The 20656-nt window shown below is 50.9% G+C and carries 20 protein-coding genes; 16 read left to right on the forward strand and 4 right to left on the reverse strand.

The window, feature by feature from the left end:
• Positions 1 to 10 precede the first annotated feature (10 nt).
• On the forward strand, positions 11 to 1339 hold the full coding sequence (locus tag LQ777_RS29545; protein ID WP_232563960.1) for a sensor histidine kinase: 1329 nt from the start codon (positions 11 to 13) through the stop codon (positions 1337 to 1339).
• A gap of 157 nt (positions 1340 to 1496) precedes the next feature.
• On the forward strand, positions 1497 to 1949 hold the full coding sequence (locus LQ777_RS29550; protein ID WP_232563961.1) for a DoxX family protein: 453 nt from the start codon (positions 1497 to 1499) through the stop codon (positions 1947 to 1949).
• A 153-nt stretch (positions 1950 to 2102) separates the two neighbouring features.
• Here LQ777_RS29550 and LQ777_RS29555 read toward each other — a convergent pair whose 3' ends face one another.
• Entirely contained in the window at positions 2103 to 3230 is a 1128-nt protein-coding gene (locus tag LQ777_RS29555; protein ID WP_232563962.1) for a PepSY-like domain-containing protein, read from the reverse strand.
• Between the two features lie 371 nt (positions 3231 to 3601).
• On the opposite strand from LQ777_RS29555, the gene LQ777_RS29560 reads away from it, so the two are divergent.
• The 12 genes from LQ777_RS29560 (at position 3602) to LQ777_RS29615 (ending at position 16486) form a co-directional block, all read left to right on the forward strand.
• Positions 3602 to 4513 (forward strand): NmrA family NAD(P)-binding protein, encoded by a 912-nt coding sequence (locus LQ777_RS29560; protein ID WP_232563963.1) that lies wholly within the window; start codon positions 3602 to 3604, stop codon positions 4511 to 4513.
• A gap of 2 nt (positions 4514 to 4515) precedes the next feature.
• Positions 4516 to 5253: an SDR family oxidoreductase gene (locus LQ777_RS29565; RefSeq protein WP_232563964.1), complete on the forward strand. Its 738-nt coding sequence runs from the start codon at positions 4516 to 4518 to the stop codon at positions 5251 to 5253.
• 32 nt (positions 5254 to 5285) lie between these two features.
• Positions 5286 to 6200: a helix-turn-helix domain-containing protein gene (locus tag LQ777_RS29570; protein ID WP_232563965.1), complete on the forward strand. Its 915-nt coding sequence runs from the start codon at positions 5286 to 5288 to the stop codon at positions 6198 to 6200.
• A 510-nt stretch (positions 6201 to 6710) separates the two neighbouring features.
• Positions 6711 to 8795 (forward strand): tetratricopeptide repeat-containing sensor histidine kinase, encoded by a 2085-nt coding sequence (locus tag LQ777_RS29575; protein WP_232563966.1) that lies wholly within the window; start codon positions 6711 to 6713, stop codon positions 8793 to 8795.
• 101 nt (positions 8796 to 8896) lie between these two features.
• Positions 8897 to 9652, forward strand: a complete 756-nt coding sequence (locus LQ777_RS29580; protein WP_232563967.1) for a response regulator — start codon at positions 8897 to 8899, stop codon at positions 9650 to 9652.
• 309 nt (positions 9653 to 9961) lie between these two features.
• Entirely contained in the window at positions 9962 to 10366 is a 405-nt protein-coding gene (locus tag LQ777_RS29585) for a curlin repeat-containing protein (RefSeq protein ID WP_232563968.1), read from the forward strand.
• Between the two features lie 30 nt (positions 10367 to 10396).
• On the forward strand, positions 10397 to 11770 hold the full coding sequence (locus LQ777_RS29590) for a curlin repeat-containing protein (RefSeq protein ID WP_232563969.1): 1374 nt from the start codon (positions 10397 to 10399) through the stop codon (positions 11768 to 11770).
• A 79-nt stretch (positions 11771 to 11849) separates the two neighbouring features.
• Positions 11850 to 12407, forward strand: a complete 558-nt coding sequence (locus LQ777_RS29595) for a hypothetical protein (RefSeq protein ID WP_232563970.1) — start codon at positions 11850 to 11852, stop codon at positions 12405 to 12407.
• A gap of 11 nt (positions 12408 to 12418) precedes the next feature.
• A complete protein-coding gene (locus tag LQ777_RS29600) occupies positions 12419 to 12937 on the forward strand; it encodes a curli production assembly/transport protein CsgE (RefSeq protein WP_232563971.1) in 519 nt (172 codons plus the stop codon).
• Between the two features lie 93 nt (positions 12938 to 13030).
• Positions 13031 to 13447 (forward strand): curli production assembly/transport component CsgF, encoded by a 417-nt coding sequence (locus LQ777_RS29605; protein ID WP_232563972.1) that lies wholly within the window; start codon positions 13031 to 13033, stop codon positions 13445 to 13447.
• 70 nt (positions 13448 to 13517) lie between these two features.
• A complete protein-coding gene (locus LQ777_RS29610) occupies positions 13518 to 14927 on the forward strand; it encodes a CsgG/HfaB family protein (protein WP_232563973.1) in 1410 nt (469 codons plus the stop codon).
• Between the two features lie 23 nt (positions 14928 to 14950).
• Positions 14951 to 16486: a carboxypeptidase regulatory-like domain-containing protein gene (locus LQ777_RS29615; RefSeq protein ID WP_232563974.1), complete on the forward strand. Its 1536-nt coding sequence runs from the start codon at positions 14951 to 14953 to the stop codon at positions 16484 to 16486.
• Positions 16487 to 16523: 37 nt separating this feature from the next.
• On the opposite strand, the gene LQ777_RS29620 is transcribed toward LQ777_RS29615, so the two are convergent.
• The gene (locus LQ777_RS29620; protein WP_232563975.1) at positions 16524 to 17462 is read right to left on the reverse strand and encodes a M23 family metallopeptidase; all 939 of its coding nucleotides are present in this window, start codon (positions 17460 to 17462) and stop codon (positions 16524 to 16526) included.
• 173 nt (positions 17463 to 17635) lie between these two features.
• Here LQ777_RS29620 and LQ777_RS29625 point away from each other — a divergent pair, with 173 nt between their 5' ends.
• Both LQ777_RS29625 and LQ777_RS29630 read left to right on the forward strand, forming a co-directional pair.
• Positions 17636 to 17821: a hypothetical protein gene (locus LQ777_RS29625; protein WP_232563976.1), complete on the forward strand. Its 186-nt coding sequence runs from the start codon at positions 17636 to 17638 to the stop codon at positions 17819 to 17821.
• A 93-nt stretch (positions 17822 to 17914) separates the two neighbouring features.
• On the forward strand, positions 17915 to 18844 hold the full coding sequence (locus LQ777_RS29630; protein ID WP_232563977.1) for a hypothetical protein: 930 nt from the start codon (positions 17915 to 17917) through the stop codon (positions 18842 to 18844).
• Positions 18845 to 19048: 204 nt separating this feature from the next.
• Here the strand turns inward: LQ777_RS29630 and LQ777_RS29635 are convergent, their stop codons facing one another.
• Positions 19049 to 19642 carry a hypothetical protein gene (locus tag LQ777_RS29635; RefSeq protein WP_232563978.1) on the reverse strand — a complete coding sequence of 198 codons (594 nt, stop codon included), beginning with the start codon at positions 19640 to 19642 and terminating at the stop codon, positions 19049 to 19051.
• Between the two features lie 60 nt (positions 19643 to 19702).
• Positions 19703 to 20566 (reverse strand): chromate resistance protein ChrB domain-containing protein, encoded by an 864-nt coding sequence (locus tag LQ777_RS29640; RefSeq protein WP_232563979.1) that lies wholly within the window; start codon positions 20564 to 20566, stop codon positions 19703 to 19705.
• Positions 20567 to 20656: the final 90 nt, after the last annotated feature.

Raw genomic sequence — 20656 nt, forward strand, 5'->3', positions numbered from 1 at the left:
CGCCACACGTATGTCATTTTTGCGTCCCGCCCGCAGCATTCGCCTGAAAATTGGTTTGGTATTTGGCGCTACCTTTTTTTTGGGGTTCGCCGGAGCGGCTATGTATGTTTTTAATCAGGTGCGACAGGTACTGATCCAACAGGATAATCGTACCCTGATCGACCGGGCCAGTCGATTGGCCGAACGCACATCCGTTTATCCCCTGGTTATTCCGTTGCCGGAGCGGGGTGAAGTGTTATCGCTGGACTACACGGCCAACAATGTCAAAAAGAAGCTATATCGGTCGCCTTCCTTTCCGGAATCCGCTTCGGTTTCCGGCAGGGATTCAATCGTTCAACGCGATACGTTCCGGCTGGCGCGGGTGGTCCGCATGGCCGATGATGATTATGGCAACCTATCCGTCGTTGTCGGGCGAAGCAGTAATCCGCTGAATCATCAGCTGGGCCAGATTGGCTGGTTATTAGCTATTACCCTGTTCATGAGCATGAGCTTATCCATACTGGGAGCCTGGTGGCTAAGTGGTTGGCTGCTACGCCCGTTGCGGGCCATCATCGACTCGGCACGATCGGTCAATCAGGCGGAACATGTCACGCCTATTCCGACACCCAACTCAGGAGACGAGTTTCAGGAACTGGCCAATACCATGAACGACATGTTGGCCCGAATCCGTCAGGCGGTCGATACACAACACAACTTCTTTGCGGCTGCTTCGCACGAGCTACGGACACCACTCAGTATTCTGCGCACCGAAATCGAAGTGGCCCAGCGCGAAGCGATCAATGACCGGGAGCGGCATTTTCTATCCAGCCAACTCACCGAGCTACGCCGGTTAAGCCGATTGGTCGATGATTTGCTGGCGATGAGTCAGCTGCGTGCGGGTACGCTGCAACTTCGCCCCGAACGTATTGAGCTGGATGATTTAACCTTGTACCTGACCGAGCGATACCACCACGCAATCAATAAGCGGAACCTGTACCTAGCTATTCAACTGGATGAATCCAGCGCATCACTTACCATTGTGGCCGACCAGGATAAACTGACGAACGTACTGCTGAATTTGCTCGACAACGCGGTTAAATACGCCCGACCCAACACGCAGCTTGACCTGAGTATTGTGGCGCAAAACGATCAAATTGTCTGGTCATTGAGCAACCAGACAAACGTTCCGATTCCCGATCCCGACCGATTGACCCGAGAATTTTATCAGGCGGATGTTCGCCACGACGGCTACGGGCTAGGACTTTGGATCAGTCATCAAATTGTCCGACTCATGGGCAGCTCCCTTACGGTATCCGCAACGAATGAGACATTCCGGGCCGAAGTCCGCTTTAGCGCATAACCGGCAACGTTTGCGCCCCAACAGATTCGTTTTTTGCCAGAAGCGTACTATTGAGACCATTATTCCTCCGAATAACCTGATTTTATGGGTGATATCAGTAAATTTTACAATTTGCGTTCAATTCAACCGATGCCTAATCCAGATTATTAAAAAGCCTATGAAACAACTATTCGCTACAAACCCGGCTAGCATAACGCCTTTAATTGCCCGACTGGCTTTGGGAATCGTCGTATTTCCACACGGAGCTCAAAAGTTGCTAGGCTGGTTTGGCGGTTCCGGATTCGAGGGAACAATGGGTTTTTTGACGGGCTCGGCGGGGCTTCCCTGGATTGTGGGCCTTCTGGTGATTCTAATCGAATTTTTTGGGCCCCTGATGCTTTTTCTCGGAGCGGCCACCCGCGTAGCTGCTCTCGGAATCCTGGGTAACTTCATCGGTATTGTCTTAACTGCTCATTCGTCTACGGGTTTCTTTATGAACTGGGGCGCTGAGGCCAATAAAGAAGAAGGAATCGAATACTTTATTCTGCTGTTTGGCCTGGCCCTGATCGTACTAATAGCCGGAGGAGGTAAGGCGAGTGTAGATGCCGAACTAGCCAAAAACAGATACTAGGAAACTTCTTTTCCTGCGCCTGTATAGCTGTTGGTCAATGACAGCAACTTCAACCGTCTGTGTCTCGCGCCAATGCACGTTGTCTATAAACGGGCTGGGGCCAATCTTACGTAGATTGGCCCCAGTAATTCTATTAGCTCTGTGTAACAGTGTTTACCGTCTTGCTTCGGCCTTCAATAATTCGCCCGACGACGAGAACTTCAGTTTGTACAACTGTTGTCCAACGGCCAGGTCGACTTTGTACTCGCCGGTGGTTCCTGTAGGTGGGGTATGCAAATCGGCCGCCAGGAATGTATAACCACTGAAATTAGCCTGCAAATAGGACGTTATGGCCGACGGTAAGCTGGCCGCATCCAGAATAAGCTGGCGATCAGCGGCTGCCGGTGGTGTCGGAGCACCCGCCGGGCCAGCTGGTTTAGGTCCGGCTACAGCAGTTGTAGACCCAGGACCAGCTACGGCAGTCGTTGAGCCTGGTCCAGTAGGGCCACCCGGTCCCGCCGGAGCAACCTGCGCTCCTGAGGTATCAAAATGCAACACGACGGGTTGGCCATTGTTGAACAGTTTAACGTCATAGGTGGTCGTTCCATCATGCACGTGCTGCTCAGCCCATCCGTACTTATAGTTCGAATAGGTGCTGTTCAACGTCGTCTTGATAGCGTCCGACAGATTGTCCCGCGAGATGTAGGTAACCGAGTGCGCAGTCTCTAAATTGCTTGGGGCTCCATGCGCATCGCGGAAGGTACCTGTACCGTCAAAATGCACATCAATCCGCTGATTGTTTGACAGGATCTGCACCCGGTATTCCTGCGCGGCTCCATTGATTTGCATCGATTCCGCGACGACAAGCTGATAACCGGCATAGGTCTGATTCAGGTAGTTACTAACCGAAGCGGGTAGCTGGGCCGCCGTCAGGCGCGTAATGATTTCTCCCCGTGGACCAGCGGGCCGGGTGGTTAGCGCTCCGTTCGTGTCGAAGAAATAATCGACGGGTACCCCATTTTGCAGCACCGTTACTTTCGTTCCCCAATAGGTTGTTGTGCCGGGCTGTCTCATTTTTTCGACGCGAATCAGCGTGTAGCCCGATACGTTCTGATCGAGATAGCTTTTTACCGCCGTCGGGAGTGTCGAGGCAGGTAGGGCTACTAAACCCGTTGACACACGGGCACCAAAAAGCGTACTGGTTTCTGTCGACTGGGTTAGATCGGGTGCCAATGCCGTTTTACTGCAACTCGCGTTGAGCAGCAGAACCAGCAAGGCAACGGATAAAAGGCTTCGTTTCATTGGTTTTCTTTACGTTGTTTGACCAAAGTTGCCTTAGTCAGATGAAGATTTGCTTAAGATAAAATTAATTCCAGGGCGATACGCGGGTTCAGAGATCGCTTGGCAAACAGCTGTTGCTGACGTACTCGCTTCTCCCGTAAAAGATGCTTAGGGAAAGCCAATTTTGCCCGCGTCAGGCGCGAAGACAGGACGTAAATGAACCTTTCCAGATGCGCCTTAAACCAAAGAGAAAAATGCCATCAGCAGGCTGTGGTGTTAGGTTCTCAGACCTGACACCACAATGAACCCTCATTCCGGTTAGGTAAATCCTCATTTCAGTTATTCCATCCGTTTGCCGGTTGGCAACCTTTGCCAAAACAAAAAACACGGGTATGAATATCGTAATCACGGGGTCGATTGGTACCATCGGTAAACCCTTGACCAAGGAACTGGTCGAGAAAGGCCATTCCGTAACCGTTATCTCTAGCAAAGGCGAGCGAAAACCGGCCATCCAGGCACTAGGCGCAAAAGCAGCCATCGGTTCATTTCAGGACGCTCATTTCCTGACCCAAACCTTCAATGGCGCGGATGTCGTGTATCTCATGGAAGCCTGGGAGGGCGTGGGCAGCATCTTTGACAAGAACGTTGATTTTGTGGCCGCATTCGAACGGATCGGTACCAACTACAAAGAAGCGGTCGAGCAATCGGGTGTCAAACGAGTTGTGCATCTGAGTAGCATAGGTGCCCACACGGGCCAGGGAACAGGCAGTCTTTCTTTGCATAACAAGGTCGAAACCATACTTCGACAACTGCCGGATGATGTGGGTATCAAATTCATGAGACCTGTCGGCTTTTACACCAATCTTTATCGCTACCTCAATTCCATTAAAACGCAGCATACCATTCTTCAAAGCTACGGGGGAGATCAAAAGGAACCCTGGGTTTCACCGCTGGATATTGCTACAACCATTGCCCAAGAGATGGAAAAACCGTTTGTGGGCAGAACTGTGCATTACCTGGCAAGTGATGAAGTTTCGCCCAATGAAATAGCGCAGCTTCTGGGCGAAGCGATTGAGTTGCCGGATCTGACGTGGACCGTTGTTCCGGATGAGCAAATGCTGAATGGGCTATTATCCGCCGGTATGAACCCCTGGATCGCCAATGGCTTTGTCGAAATGCAAGCTGCGCAACGGAGCGGGAGCTTGTACGACGATTTTTACCGACACAAACCCGTTTTGGGCAAAACCAAACTGAGCCAGTTCGCTCAGGAATTTGCCCAGGTTTATCACAATCAACCGAAATAGTCATGAAACAGGTACTCATTACAGGAGCCAACAAAGGAATTGGTTTCGAAACAGCCCGCCAATTGCTGCAAAATGGCTATTACGTGTACATCGGTAGCCGTAGCCTGGAAAATGGTCAGGCCGCTGTCGAGAAGCTGAAGGCGGAGGGATTAACCCAAGTCGAAGCGGTACAACTGGACGTTACCAACTCCGAATCCGTACGGGCCGCCCGCGAGGAAATAGGTCGTAAAACCGATGTGCTGGACGTACTGGTCAACAATGCCGGTATCAACGGAGGTATGCCTCAGTCGTCTCTGGAAGCCAGCGTTGACCAGTTCGAGCGGGTATTCAACACGAATCTGTATGGAGTGGTGCGGGTCACGCAAGCCTTTATCGATTTGCTGAAAAAGTCTGTCCAACCCCGCATTGTCAACGTTTCGTCTAGCGGTAGTTCGCTTACCTTACAAAGTGACCCCACCTGGACCTATTATTCGCACAAAGCCGCGCTTTATCCTTCTTCGAAAGCGGCACTGAACATGTACACAATCGACCTGGCTTATCAGTTGAGAGACACCGCCTTTAAGGTCAATGCGGTATGCCCCGGTTTTGTGGCGACCGACTTTAACAATCACCGGGGTACCGGCACCGTTCAGGAAGGGGGCACTCGCATCGCTAAGTACGCCATGATCGGACAGGACGGACCAACCGGGAAATTCATTGCCGAGGAACACAATCCGCAGACCGGCGAAACTCCCTGGTAGCAAACTGCGTATAGAACCTATAACGTTACCCGATGAAAAAGCCAGAAACCGTGTTGCAGAAGGTTGACTCATTGACCCATTTTCACCGGATGTTTGGGCTTCCAAAACCCAAACATCCGTTAGTCAGCTTTATCGATATTGAACAAATGAACTACGAGCCAGCCGTTTTACCCGGCTCTCTGGTACTGAACTTCTACAAAATCGCTTATAAAGCCACTCTTTGCGGCAAAGCCCGGTACGGACAAAATTACTACGATTTCAGTGAAGGCGGCCTGGTATTCACGGCACCGGGACAGGTATTTGAAAGCCCCAGTGGCGAGCCTACTACGGGCTATATGGTACTGATTCACCCTGATTTTCTTTTGTCGTACGCAGTAGCCAAAAAGATCAAGCAGTACGGTTTCTTTTCTTACTCGGCCAACGAAGCGCTTCATGTATCGGATGAGGAAAAAACAACGATCATGCTGGTTTTCAAGATTATCGATGATGAACTAACTAACCGGATCGATGATTTTAGCCAGGATGTCATTGTCTCGCAACTTGAGCTGCTGCTTACGTATAGCAACCGGTTCTACAAGCGACAATTCCTTACCCGCAAAGCCGTCAACAACGACCTGCTGCAAAAGCTGGACGATCTTTTAGACGATTATTACGCAAACGAAACCTCGTTGAAACAAGGTATTCCTACGGTCCAGTATCTTGCCGACCGGCTGCATCTATCGCCCAGCTACCTAAGCGACATGCTGCGCGTATCAACTGGTCAGAATGCCCAGCATCTCATCCACCACAAACTGGTCGAAAAAGCAAAAGAACTTTTGTCAACGTCGCAGCTGTCGGTTGCCGAGGTCGCTTACCAGTTGGGTTTTGAGCACCCTCAGTCGTTCAGTCGGTTGTTTAAATTGAAGACGGCTCTCTCCCCGGTGGCATTCAAACAGTCGTTCAATTAGGTCTTCGTATTCACCGATTCTCCTGGCCCTTTTCTACATTTTCTGACGCACCGCGCTGGTCATGACCTTTTCGAACAGCAAATTACTTCCCGAAAGTAACCGACTACTTACCCCCGCCTGACCGATACTACCCCACCGCAGGACGCATTAGTTTGCTTAAGTGACGGCAGGCTTACGGTCAATTCTTCTGGCACATCCAACGTTTCAGAACATACCCGCTGGTTTGAGAGCTTTTAAAACAATAAGCCCCCAAACCAGCGGGTTTTATTCATTTCATTTTTCAAACACCCGTTTTTGTCGATTAAACAAGCCTTTTAAGGCTTCTACCATGCATTTTGGCACATCGGTGATGCTTTTTGGCACGCGGGTGGGCCTTTTTTTTTGTCTCTTTAAGTCTCAAAACCTTGTACCCATTGACCGGCAGGCTACCGTACGGTAGCCGTCAATTTTCTACTTGAGCGTTATCGCTATCGCCAAATTATTGTACTCAATTAGTCTAGTTAAACAACCATGAAACTGCATCTACCGTCTGTTGGCCGCCTTATCCTGATCTTATTAACCATAGGCTCGGCAACGATGGCCCAGCAGAGGAAAATTGACAGCCTGAAGACGGTACTCGTTCATAGGCTGCCCGACACGACCCGTGCCAACACCTATTATGATATCGCTAATCTGTTTTATAAGCAGAACCAATCCGACTCAGCGCTCAGCTACCTAAAGCGCATGCAGCCTGTTTGTCTGCGTGCTCATTACTGGATTGGTCTAGGCGATTACAATCGACTTAGCGGGGTCATTCTTGTGCACCAGGGCTTATTCGAAGATGCATTAACATTTTATCAAAAGTCACTAGCGGAATACAGTAAGGTCAATGCGTCAAAAGCTGTTGCAACAGTGTACCACAATATGGGATTGCTTTACAAGATGATCGGGCAAAATCAGGGTGTCCTGGCGTACAGTAGACAGGGGCTTGATTACATGCAGAAGGCCATTGCGCTCAACGAGCGTTTAGGGGCGGTTCAATCGTTGAGAAGTAATTACATCAACATAGGAATCCTCTACGAAGACTTTGGCGATTATAAATTAGCTCGAAACTATTTTTACAAAGCACTGTCTCCCATTGGTCAAACGGAAGTAACGTCGGAAGATGCCCGTATCCTCTACAACAATCTGGGTAAGAACTATACAGTTGAAGGCCAGTACCAGAAGGCCATTACCTATCTTGAAAAAGCATTGGCAATTAACCTGGCCGTCAGGAAAGTTAGCAGTCTCATTCATAACTACCGGAATCTGGCAACGGCTTACAATGGTTTAAAACAACCGGATAAAGCCATTCAGTATACAGAAAACGCGCTAACACTGAGCAAACAGTCAAAGGATGCGTCGCTGGTTAGTACGGTGTACGCCACGGCGGCTACTGTATACGCCGATGCTGGTCAGTACGATAAGGCGTACGCGTCTCTGGTGCGTAACAAGCGTATAGATGACTCCTTAATGACTATTGCCAAAACACGTACGATCAGCCAGTTGGAGGGAAAGTATGCCACACAGCAAGCTCAGGCGCTGGCTACCATTAAAGCCAATCTGGAACTGGCCCGAACGCAGACCATAGCGCGCATGGAGGCTCAGAAGGCAAACCAAATTGCAACCATCCAGTCGGAAGAGAAACGGCGGGTGGCTCAGATCCGAGCGATGGCCGATATTGAAAAAACACGCGCCGTCGCAGAGCTGCAAACGAAGTACGACACCCAGAAAAAAGTCCATCGGATTGCCGAACTTGATCAGTACAATCAACAGCGTACCCGGCAAATCCAGTACATGACCGGTGGGCTGGGAGCGCTACTGCTTCTGTTGAGCGCGCTGGTCGGACAATACACGATTATCCGGCGGACCAATCGACGCTTGTCGATCCAGAACGAAATTATCACCGTTAACAGTCAGCAACTGATGAGTCAGTCCGATCAGCTGCGCACGTTGATGAAGGAATTGCACCACCGCGTCAAGAATAACCTGGCTATCGTTTCGAGCCTGCTTAAACTCCAGTCGAGCCGACTCGACGATGAAAAAGCAATTCAGGCTGTACGGGTTGGGCAGCAGCGGGTTGAAGCGATGTCGTTGATTCACCAGCGGCTGTACCAGACCGATCAGCTCACGGCTGTCAACATGGCCGAGTACCTCACCGATTTGGCGTATAGTCTCATGCGGGCCTACGGCTACCAGCACGACAAGTTTACGCTACAACTCAACGTCGATCTGCCCGAGTTGGATGTTGATGTTGCCATTCCGCTGGGCTTGATCGTGAATGAGCTGGTAACCAATGCTTTCAAATACGCTTATTCAAACAACCCCTGTCCCTTGTTACGCATCAACCTCTACCGAAACAAGAATAACCTCAATGCAAACATGATGCTTGAAGTGCAGGACAACGGGCCGGGTATCGACGTTCGTGAGTGGCAGGGAGCCAACAAATCCAAATCGTTCGGCAAACGCCTGATTATGTCGCTCAGCGAACAGCTGGATGGTCAGGGCGAATGGCTTAAGCAAAATGGTACGCTCTTCCGGCTGTCGTTTCAAAATACAAGGCTGTCTGCGGCATAGCCAACGGGCTCTGACCCTGCATTTCTTGTTGTTTATCAGCTTATTGAGCCACGTAAACGCAGACATTTAATCATACGCTTTACCTCCTTTTAGTTACGTTTATGAATAACTCTGAACGCGTTCAGATCCTCGTAGTAGAAGACGAGCCCATCTTAGCCATGGACCTATCAGATACCCTGGAAGCCGAAGGCTACTGCGTGGTCGGCATTGCCAACAATGGCCCCAAAGCCCTTCAATTGTTTCACAACCAACCTGTTGATCTTGTCCTATGCGATATTATGATCAAAGGCGAATGGGACGGGATTGAAACCATTCGCCAGCTCATGACCAAACGCGCGGTTCCCGTTATTTACCTGACCGCCCTAACGGACCGCGATACGTTGGATCGGGCCAAACAAACGTACCCTGCTGCCTACCTCAACAAGCCCTGGCAACTGTCCAGCCTGCGTACCGCTATTGAACTAGCCATTCACAACGCCACGTTGCGCACTTCGCCAGTTCCCGCCGAACGCGATAACAACGGCCGCGAAGCACTGCTTCAGATTAACAACTACCTGTATATCAGACAAAATTATCAGTTCGTCCGTATCGACCTGAACGAATTGCTTTACCTGGAAGCTGACAATTCGTACACGAAGCTGGTTACGTCCAATCGCAAATACATCCTGCGCTTGACACTTAGTAATATGCTGGAGCGGATCAACCAGCCAGGATTGGTACGTATTCATCGATCGTATGCCATCAATATCAACTACGTTGAATCGTTCAACGATGTAGAGGTTAGCATCGGTCCTCAGCTATTACCGCTTAGCCGGAGTTGTAAAGATGATTTCATGCGCCATTTTTTACAGCGCTAATCTACTTACTCCCTCACAAAACTCTACCATTCACCTACCAAAGGCCGTTATTCACTGCTTTTCTCCGGCACGGTGGTTTGGCACCGGGTACTTTTGGTTCATCAACTGACTGATCCTAACCCAACCTTTCTCTGCTTATTCGCCCAGCCGTTCACCAATTCACGCACCAGACAATTCGACCTTTCTCTTTCAACTAGTGCCTCTCGTATGATCAACTGATTCTGACCTGACCGTACTATGACGGCAAAGGCCGGAACAAACACCAGCAGCCTTCTTCCCGACAGATGGAGCTTTAAACCCAAAAAGATCATGGAAAAACTTGTCATTACCCCGATCCTTCTTCTTTCCATTACTTCGGTCTTTGCCCAGAACAACGTCACCATTACGCAGACGGGCGGGGCCAGTAATTCAGCATCCGTCACCCAATCAGGTGAGGGGAACAGCGTCAGCATCAGCCAGACGGGTGGTGCCGTCGCCGATGGTAGTAAGCCCGGTAATCGGGTGAGCCTACAGGTGCCCCAAGGTACCGAAACGACGATCAGCCAGCGGAATACCGGTCCTAACGTAGTCGAGATTTCGCAGGAAGGTAAGGCGACGGCAACGATTAGCCAGTCGTCCGAAACGGGTGAGAATTTTATCAATTCGCTCCCGGCATCCTCACCCAACCGACCGAAGAACAAGCCTGTCAAACGGCAAAACCGGCGGAAAAACTAACCCTTTACTCATTTCTATTTCTTAAAACTCATGAAAAAAGTATTCCTTACCAGTGCGGCACTGATGGCTTTTGCCGCAGCGAGCTTTGCGCAAACCAACACGGCGACCACCGAACAGAACGGTACCCGCCAAACGGCTAAACAAGTGCAGACCGGTAACTACCTGAAGTCAACGGTTAGCCAGAACCAGACTACGGGAACGAACGTAGGCAACTTTGCGGCCACTCGTCAGGAAAGCACCGGTTCGGCCGGCAACGACGCTGCCGTTCGCCAGGACGTTGGTTCCCGCGGTAACCGGGGCTTCGTAACCCAGGTAGGTGGTACGGGGAACCTAAGTTCCATCACTCAAAGTAATGGTAGTGGTGGTGGATCGCTACAGGTGACCGAAGGAGCTTCGTCTTCCGAAGTACGTGCGGCTGGTGGTAACTGGGGCGGTATTTACCAACAAGGATCGAACAACAAAGATGTATCGATCAACCAGAGCAATAACAGCAGCAAGAACTTTGGCGAAATTACGCAGTATGCCAGCGGTACCCGGCCGACCTCAATCGAGCAGTCAACGGGTTCGGTAAACAACGAGGCTCGTATCAACCAGGGAACAGCTGAGCGAGCAGCAACCAATGTAGCTGCTCGCATTCAGCAGAGTGGTAACAGCCGCGAGAATAAAGGAACAATTACCCAGGCTAACGAAGGAAGCGTCGCTGGCATTTACCAGAACAACACATCGTCGGGCAACGAAGCGACGATTGACCAGATCGACAACGCCCGGTTTGAAACAGCAAACATTTTCCAGAACGACAACGCCAGTAAAAACAAAGCGTCTGTGATCCAGAGCGGATTTGGTGATGTGGCAACTATCTACCAAACTGACAATAGTGTGGGGAACGTAGCTACCATCGAGCAGACCGGTTTTGGCAGTGACCGCGCCCAAATTAATCAGCAGTATAACGCAACGAATAACCAGGCGACAGTTCAGCAGCAGGGATCTTACAACGACGCGCAGATCAATCAGTATAATGTAGCGAATAGCCAAGCCACTATCAAGCAGGATTTGGCTTCAACTGCTGGGTTTGGCAACATAGCCCAGATTAACCAGGGCGAGCAGGGCGGTACCCAATCGAAGAACAATACGGCATCCATTACGCAGAGTTTCAGCGAAAACCAGGCCCGGCTTTTGCAGGTCGGTACCGGTAACATGGCTACGCTTACGCAAACCGGGGACGGTAACCTGATTCAGTCGATAGACGGTAAAGCAGGCAGCTTTGCTACACAGCGGGGTAACGACAACATGCTGACGGTTATGCAAGACTCCGGCAGCTCGGCTCCTTACGTGAAAAACGTGGCCAATGTATCGCAGCTTGGCAACGGAAATACCGCAACGATTATGCAGACGGGTCGTAACTAATAGCCGTCAGGTGTAAACTGTAAACAGGCCGTGGTCGTCAGGCAGTCTGCCGATCACGGCTTATGTATCGGATCATTCCATGCTCTTTCGCGTCCTTTTCCTGTTGTTGATTGGGGTTCCTGGGGTATCTGCCCAAACGAATCCCGTTAGCTCACCGGAGGTATTCTGGCAACTGACTGCCGGTACAGCGCCTGCTGTCACGTCACCTGCCAATGAGGTAATGTTGCAACAGGCGGGTATGGGTAATCAGGCCACGATAGCGATACTCGGGCAGCAGAATCAGGTTAGTCTAACGCAGACGGCCAGTGCGAACGCAGCTACGGTGCAGCTGACAGGACAGGCGAACCAGCTTCAACTGAACCAAGCCGGTGGTGGAAATCGATTTACCCTTGGGCTCGATGGCAGTACTAATCAACTGCGTGTGAGCCAAAGCGGTGGCGACGTAATCAGCTTGTTGGGTTTATCCGGTAGCAATGCCCGAATCGATATGATTCAACGGAACGGCAACAACACAATCATGGCCGACGGCTTAACCATTCCCAATACCTCGACGGGAATGGGCGTCGCTAATCTCAGGATCGAGCAATCAGGTGGCGCAACCGTCCACATCCAGAACGGCCTATCAATCAAACAGTAAAGAAACGATTTATGCGCTGGCTTATCTTCCTGCTTACTAGCGGTTTGCTGCTTAGCTACGGTGGTTACGCACAGGACCCGGATCTGGAAGGACGGCTCGAAGAAGCAGTAATGGACGAAACGGTTGTCGAACAGGAAGGTACGCAGACCCTGATGCTGGATCAGACGCGCAGTAAGATTGGCCGCGATTTTTACGAAGCGTTTTTTCGGCGTTACGCGGAGTTGCCCAAAGTAGTTAGTCAGCCGGTTTCCACCGATACGACTCGTCGAATTAATCCTAACCTCGAACTCGATCTGACGGCCTTCGTGGTCACCATCGATGAGCTACCCGCTTTCGGTGTCGGCACGACGGTCATTGTCGTATCGCTCAACGATCAGGTACTCTGGCAAAACTACGTGCAGGCGCGGGCCGACATTCTCGAAGCCTACGCCTTTGATGCTGCTGAACTGATCAATCAATACGTCATCAATTATCAGGAGGTACAAAATCAGCTCGAAAACGCCGATCAGCGGGGTACGGGCATCTTCTAAGACTGATTGAAGAGTTACCGTTCAGGGATCCAGGCTGACCAATTCGTGTACGTACCGGGGCTTGTCTATCAGTCTGTTAATTTGTTTTCATCGATGAACAAACTACTACTCGTGTTTTTGCTGCTGACCGGAGCTGCTACCACATACGGCCAAAGCTTCGTCTATCACCCCAACAATCCCAACTTTGGCGGGAACACCTTTAACTACGCCTGGATGCTTAGCTCAGCCACGGCGCAGGACCGGACCACCGACCCATCGGCCAAAAAAAACGCGACGACCGGCACCCAGACCAGTACGCTTGACAGTTACGCGCAGAGCCTGCAAAACCAACTACTGAGCCGGATCACCAGTAACCTCATCAGCAAGCAATTTGGCGAATCGACGCTGAAGCCCGGTACCTACACGTTCGGCGATTTTCAGGTTGAAATTTCTAATGGTACCGATGGCGTCGTCGTACGTATCGTTGACGGAAAGGGGGGCGAAACGTCGATTACGGTACCTTACTTCTAAACCAGAGTCCTAAGTTACCCGACCAATACACTACCAATAACGATCACTATTTCCCGAACTTGTTACGCCAATGTCTATTCGCTGTCTGCTCCGCCCGCTGGTGCTGACTACCTTCGTAAGCCTGTTAAGCGGCTGCACGGCTTTTTTTTATCAGCCTACCGGTCCGCGTCGGGCGCGGCTAGGCGAGACAACGCCCACCACGACCACGCTTCGGTCGCTGCCACCGGCGAAGGAAAAAATCGTGGCCGCCGTCTATAAATTCCGTGACCTGACGGGGCAATACAAACAGACCGAAACCGGCACCGGTTTTTCGACGGCTGTCACGCAGGGTACGACCAATATTCTGCTTAAAGCGCTGGAAGAAAGCAACTGGTTTGTACCCATCGAACGGGAGAACGTTAGTAACCTGCTCAATGAACGCAAAATTGTTCGGTCGAGTGTAGCGCAGTTTAAGGACGGTGAAAACCTGCCCCCGCTGCTCTTTGCGGGAATCATCCTGGAAGGGGGCGTGGTGTCCTACGACGCCAACATCATTACCGGGGGTGGTGGGCTGCAATACTTTGCTGCGGGCGGCTCAACACAGTACCGGCAGGACCGCGTAACGGTCTACTTACGGGCTGTAGCGACGAAAACAGGTAAGATTCTTAAAACCATTTACACATCGAAAACCATTCTGTCGCAGACGGTCAACGCCAGTTTATTTCGGTATGTTACGTTTAAACGACTGCTGGAAACTGAAACGGGACTGACCACTACCGAACCGGGGCAGATGGCCGTGACGGAGGCCATCGAAAAAGCCGTCGAGGGCCTAATTATCGAAGGAGTACGCGATGGGCTGTGGGCCGCCGAAGATAAGCAGGCCGGTCCAATGAAGAAAGTGCTCGATGCCTATGACACCGAAAAGACCCGCATGAGCGAGACCGACGTGTACGGCATCCGCCCTGAAATTGACGCGCCGTTGATCACCATCCAACCGTATGCCGGTGTCATGCGCTACTCCGGCGACTATGTCCGGCACACGATGAAGGGGGTGTATGGCGCATCGATGGACGTTTATTTCAGCTCGAAGTTCGGTATACAGGCCAATGCCGCGACCGGAACGCTGGCTAGCGAAGGAGCCTTTTCGTCCCGTATTTCGTCGCTTGAAGGAAACCTGATCTTCCGACCAACACCCTTTCAACACTGGACTTCACTGTTGTTCATCGGTGTGGGTATGGTGTCGCGGGCGGGAACCAGTCCATTCAACTGGCAGGGCAATCGCTATTTACAGGCGCAGGGGGGCGTCGGCATTCAGTATTCATCGAATGGCCTGATCGGCTTCCGGTCAACAATCTTGTACAACCAGCCGTTTACCGACGCACTCGACGGCATCACGGCTGGCACACGCAATGACTACTACCTGCGGGGCACAGCAGGGCTGACGCTGAATATCGGCAGTATCTACCGGCCCAAGCGCACCCCCGTCAACACCCGTAACTAATCCTACCTCATCCGCCAATTGCCGTGATTACCCGTCTTCTTTTCCCCAAATCTGTCTATCTCGTTCTGACGCTCCTGGCTGGCCTTGCCGGACTGGTGGGCTGTAATGAAGATGTCTATGTCGACCCGGTGCAACTGACAACGGTACGTGGTCGGGTGGTATACAGCCTCGATCAGCAGCCGGTGCGCAATGCGACGGTCAAATTAACCCCCGGCAGTCGCGTCGTCTCGACCGATTCGTCAGGTGCGTTCCGCTTCGACAGCGTTGTCGTTGGTAACTACACTATACAGGCGTCGAAAGCGGGCTACGGTACGCAGGTGGCGACAGTAGCCGCGTCGGTGGCGACAACACCGGTTGTAACCATCCAGTTGACGGACGATAAAAGTCAGAACCGACCACCCACCACGCCGGTGCTGGTCGCTCCCGCGTTGAACAGCACGGCTCAGTCGACCACGCTGACGCTGAAATGGACGTCAACCGACCCGAACCGCGACACGCTGATCTACAATGTGCTGCTGTACCGGGCGGGCTCCGCAACGCCAACATCATCCTATACGGGCCTGACTGCCGACTCGGTTATTGTCTCTGGGCTGGATTACAACACAACTTATCTCTGGCAGGTCATTGTCAGTGATAATGTGAATACGACAAACGGTCCCGTCTGGTCATTTAAGACGGGTTCCTACCCAGACTACAGCTACGTATTTGTTCGGCGAATGAACGGCCGCTTCCAGATTTTCGGCGCGACGACCGATGGGACTGCCAGCCAGCTCACGCGGGAGGGCAGTAATTGGCGACCTATCGTCAGTCCGAACCGTCGGCAGATTGCCTTCATATCCAACACCGACACGGAGCTTCAGCTGTACCTGATGAACATGGATGGCAGCAATCGGCAACAGGTAACGTCGGTACCCATTGCCGGGCTAGCATCGGCTGACCTGTCGTTTTGTTGGTCGCCTGACGGTACGCAGCTCCTTTACCCGAGCAACGATCGACTCTACGCGGTCCGTACTGACGGAACCGGGCTTCGGACGGTAGCCCTGGCCAGTAGCGGCCGAATCTGGGCGGGTTGTGACTGGACTCCGCAGGGCAACCGCATTGCGGCCCGAACGACGGGTACGAGCCTGTATGACAACGAGCTGAGCGTGTTTGGAGCCGATGGCAGTTCGGCCCGGACGGTCTACGCCCGACGCGCAGCCCGCGTGGGTAACCCGGTTTTCTCGGTCAACGGCCAACAGATCGTGTTCTCCGCCGATTCAACGGATTTTCAAAATGAGCAGGGTCGACAGCTTGACGCCCGGCTATACCGGCTCAATCTGACAACCGGCGCGGTAGCTGATCTGTCACAGAATCAGGTGAGTACCAGCTCGCAAAACCTGACTGGAAAAACCGCCGGAACGAACGATCTCGAACCGCGCTTTTCACCTACCGGTGCCAGTCTGATCTTCACTAATACCGACAACACCGGCATTGGTCAGCGGAATGTATACACGGCCGACGCTGACGGTAAAAATCGGAAGCTGCTGTTGTCGCAGGCCGAAATGCCTTATTGGCGATGAACGAGCCTACTTAACGAGTGTATGATACAGAACGTGCTTATTTCGCGTGACTCTTTTGCCACTTCTTCTGCTCTCGTTTGCTCATTTCCTGTTGGATAATCGGTTCAGGATGCTCCGCCAGGTAATTCTCTCGGGGCTCCAACCGACCCGCCTTCTGTTGCTCCCCAAGCCAGAATCGAATGGGTACGTAGGCCCAATACTGCTTCTGATCCGTTGGCTTACCATTTTTAATCACCGGCGCTTCGTAGTTATAGTGCACGGTAAACCGAACGTGCGGACCGAAATCGTAATTTTCTCCCCCAACGATACCCAGTGGCGTTCCCGCTTCGACAAACTGACCCGGCTCAACAAAGATGCTTTTTTGCCGCAAGACCGTGTAGGTGGCAAAGCTACAGTCGGCATGATTGATCTCGACCATGTTATCACTGCGGTTAAAACCCAGATGTGTCCCGCTGGGCATGGCATCACTACGCACCGCCGATACGGTTCCCCGGCGAGCCGCAAATACCGTGTCTCCACTATTCATTTTGATAGCCAGCGAATACCAGTCTTTGGGGTCTGCTTCGCCCGCGTAGAGTTTGCCGATGTACGGTGATTCAACCGCACTAACCCGTTTGCCCGGACTGGCAGGGAGCAGATACACCAATGCCGTATCGACCTTGGTTTGTTTACAGCCTTTTACCGAACTGAAGCTGTAGCGAAACGAATTTGATTGATTGGGTTCGGGTTGTAATTTGAAAAGCGACTGCTGTCCCGGCCTGACCTCGGTTCGATAAGGGAATGTTGTCGAGGACCGCAGGCCGTTCAATTCGCTGAACGTAACGGTGATTGAATAAGGACAGAAAGCGGAATTTCGGCAGGAAAAGACGTAGGCCCCCGTGTTGTCTTTTTCGTAAAATACCTCAACGGGAGATTGGGCGTTGGCGTTGGCGAAAAGCAAAAAGGACAAGCCGATGAGCGAGAGCAACCGAATCATAACAAACGGAACTATAAAGTAGTGGTGTAGAAAAGCGGGCGAAAATAAGCATTTTCGGCAATCGTTCGCGGCTGTTTACGATTTGTCGGCAATCGACAAGTAATCACAGAGTGCTTACCCTATATTCTGGCTCATCCTTATATCTTGCCGTTTATCGGTCAAACCTTCAACGCATGTATTCGAATTTAGAGGAATTAAAGGAGTTGTTGCTCGTAACACAGGCCCACCTGCGGGTGCTCGAGCAACTCGAAGCGGAGCGGATCGCTAAAGAGACGGGGCAACCCTTACGACTGATTGAGCAGCGCATTCAAACGCTGGCGGAAGAAATATTGGACATTGTTCGGGAAGAAAATTCGTAGCCTGAAAAAAGCAAGACAGTGCTTAGTACAACTTTCTCCGAGAAGTTGACCAAAACTGTTTTAATCGATTACCAGCCCTAACGCTCATATTCCGTGAAGCTTATAAAAAAAATACAACAGTTACTCCTTGAGCCCCTTCAAGCGCAACTCCAGCAAATACAGGTTCAACTCAGACAAGCTAAGGACGATAACGCGGCCACTAAGCTAGTGATGGGGGCCATGCTGGCTAAATTTGCGGGTCAGGCTTCCTCGATGAAGGATGCCGAATTTAAGCTATTTTCTCAGTTCGGTGATGACGGTATTATTCAATATTTGATTAGCCACGTCAAACCGCGCGTCGATACGTTCGTTGAATTCGGCGTTGAAGATTATGAAGAAGCCAATACACGTTTCTTGATGATGAACAACAATTGGAAGGGCCTGATCATCGATGGTTCGTCACACTTTATTGAGCACATTAAGACCAGTTCGTTTTACTGGCGCTACAGCTTAAAAGCCATTAGCAGCTTTATTACCGCCGAAAATATCAATCAACTATTGGTCAACAATGGCATTGCTGGTCAGATCGGCTTGCTTAGCATCGACATCGACGGTAACGATTATTGGGTGTGGAAAGCCATCACGGAGGTAGAGGCCGACATTGTGGTGATCGAATACAACAGTTTGTTTGGTTCTGATCGATCGATCACTGTTCCGTACAGACCTGATTTTATGCGACAGGAAGCTCATTACTCATATTTGTACTTTGGCGCTTCGCTGCCCGCCTTGTGTGATCTGGCGCTTGAAAAAGGGTACGCGTTTGTAGGCTGTAATCAAGCGGGTAACAATGCTTATTTTGTAAAAAAAGACAAGCTAAATGGCATACCGGCCTTGTCGGTCGAGGAGGGCTATGTGTATTCCCGTTTTCGAGAAAACCGAAACCAGGAAGGCGTTATGACTCACCTGGACGGGGTCGAACGAAGGCCCCTTCTGACAGGGCTTCCAGTTATCAACACAAAAACGAACGCCCAGGAATATTTGTAAAACAGACAAGAAAAACGAACGTAGCTTACCGATTTTCCGGCGCAGCAGATGCATGTTTTTCACCAGCAAGGCAAAGCCGGTTCATTTACTCCGTTTGAGCATCTGTCTGTCCTGAGACGTTCTTAGTAGGTTTTGGGGTTGACGAGCGGGTTATTAGCATAGTTGGGACATCGACAACAAGACCCGGTTCCAGCTGAAAACAGATCAGAAGACGATACCAAACTGAAAGCCAACCGTGAACGAGGTTGCATGATCATTACCAAAGCGAACCGGTAGCGGAACCGCGACAAAATAACTATTCGTGGGACCTTTTCGAACGATTTTGTTTAGTACAGGCGTGAATCCGTAGCGGCCTGAGGTTTCGAATGCCAGGCGAGTAGCAAGTGTAAAGTCTTTGCCCAGGTTCATTAACACGCCCGGATGAAACAGCACGTTGGCAACCCGGCTATTTCCATTTTCCGCGCGAATGAGCGGAACAACTTCGACAGAAAAGCCAAGTTGTTTGGTCTTCCAGAGGTTCAGACCAATAGGAAACCCTACCACGTAATACCGGTCGAAGTTGGTTTCCGTCCCGGTTTCGTTTCGGGTAATGAGCGGATGTAAAACGCCCAAATACCCGACCATGCGCGGGTAAGTTACCGATGGTGCTTGTACAGGGTTTACCGTTGGTTGCGTTTGAGCCAATAGGTTAGGTGACAGCGCCAGCAAGACGACACACGTAAATAGACCAAGGATAGTTTTTGAGATTCTCCGGTTCGGCGCAGGCAGCCAACCAGAAACGACGTAGATCTTGTTCATGGAAGAGGTATACTTTTCGGCAAGAATACGTCTTCGCTCATTGAAGAAATAGAACAGATTTTACCCGTTTGGACCGGCTTTACGTTTGGAGTTATTTTTTCGGTATTGGGACGGATTTTGGCCCATCATTTTTTTAAATATCCGCGTAAAATGACTTTGGTCGGAGAAGCCGGTCAGGTACGCGATCTCCGATAACGAGTGAGAAGTCGTTTCTAATAGCTGAATGGCTTTTTCAATGCGTAGCTTGCGAATATAATCCCCAAAGGTCAGGTTGTCGAAGTACTGGGCAAAAGCACGCGACAGGTACGTTGGATTGACCTGCAAGGACTGGGCAACCGTTGACAGGCTCAGGCTCAGGTTCGTGTCAATGTGGTCTTGAATCAACTCTTTTAGCTCGGCTGCCCAGGGAGGTGGATTTAATTTCCGATCCCTTATTTCATGCAGGTACGTAGTAAAAAAACGAAGAAGCAAATGCTCTTCCGGCTGCTGAGTGTGTTTTTGGTTCTGAAGATGAGTCGCCCAACTGTAGAGCGCATCATAGATAATGATGCCTTGCGTTAATAAGGCGTAATCATCCTGAATGTTGTGGGCCAATCCGGCTGAAATAGCCCACAAACCGGCGGCTTGTTGAGCGAGTTCATGATGATCCGTGTCTGCTCCCCGGACAATAGGAGCCATTGTCTGAAGTGCCGGATCGGTTAGCTCATATTTTTTGAGAATGTAATCGAAGGTGCAATCCTGCCCGTAGTGCGAAAACTCCACATCGGGAACATCGAAAGGGATACCGCCTAAGTTTTTGGCTTTTTCAATGACCTGCTCAGTCGGAACAAATAAGAACTGAGCGTCTTTGTCGACGAACCGCAGAATCAGCCAGGGACAAGCTAGACGGTCAATTTTGGGACGTTGCCGGGTAATCCAGATCATAGTGATCATATTTTAACGGCAAGATTACGCAAAGGCTTCAAACGAACCAGCGTATCTTATCGATTAACTTTTTAGGAGATAAGTACATAA

The organism is Spirosoma oryzicola, assembly GCF_021233055.1.
Taxonomy (GTDB): domain Bacteria; phylum Bacteroidota; class Bacteroidia; order Cytophagales; family Spirosomataceae; genus Spirosoma; species Spirosoma oryzicola.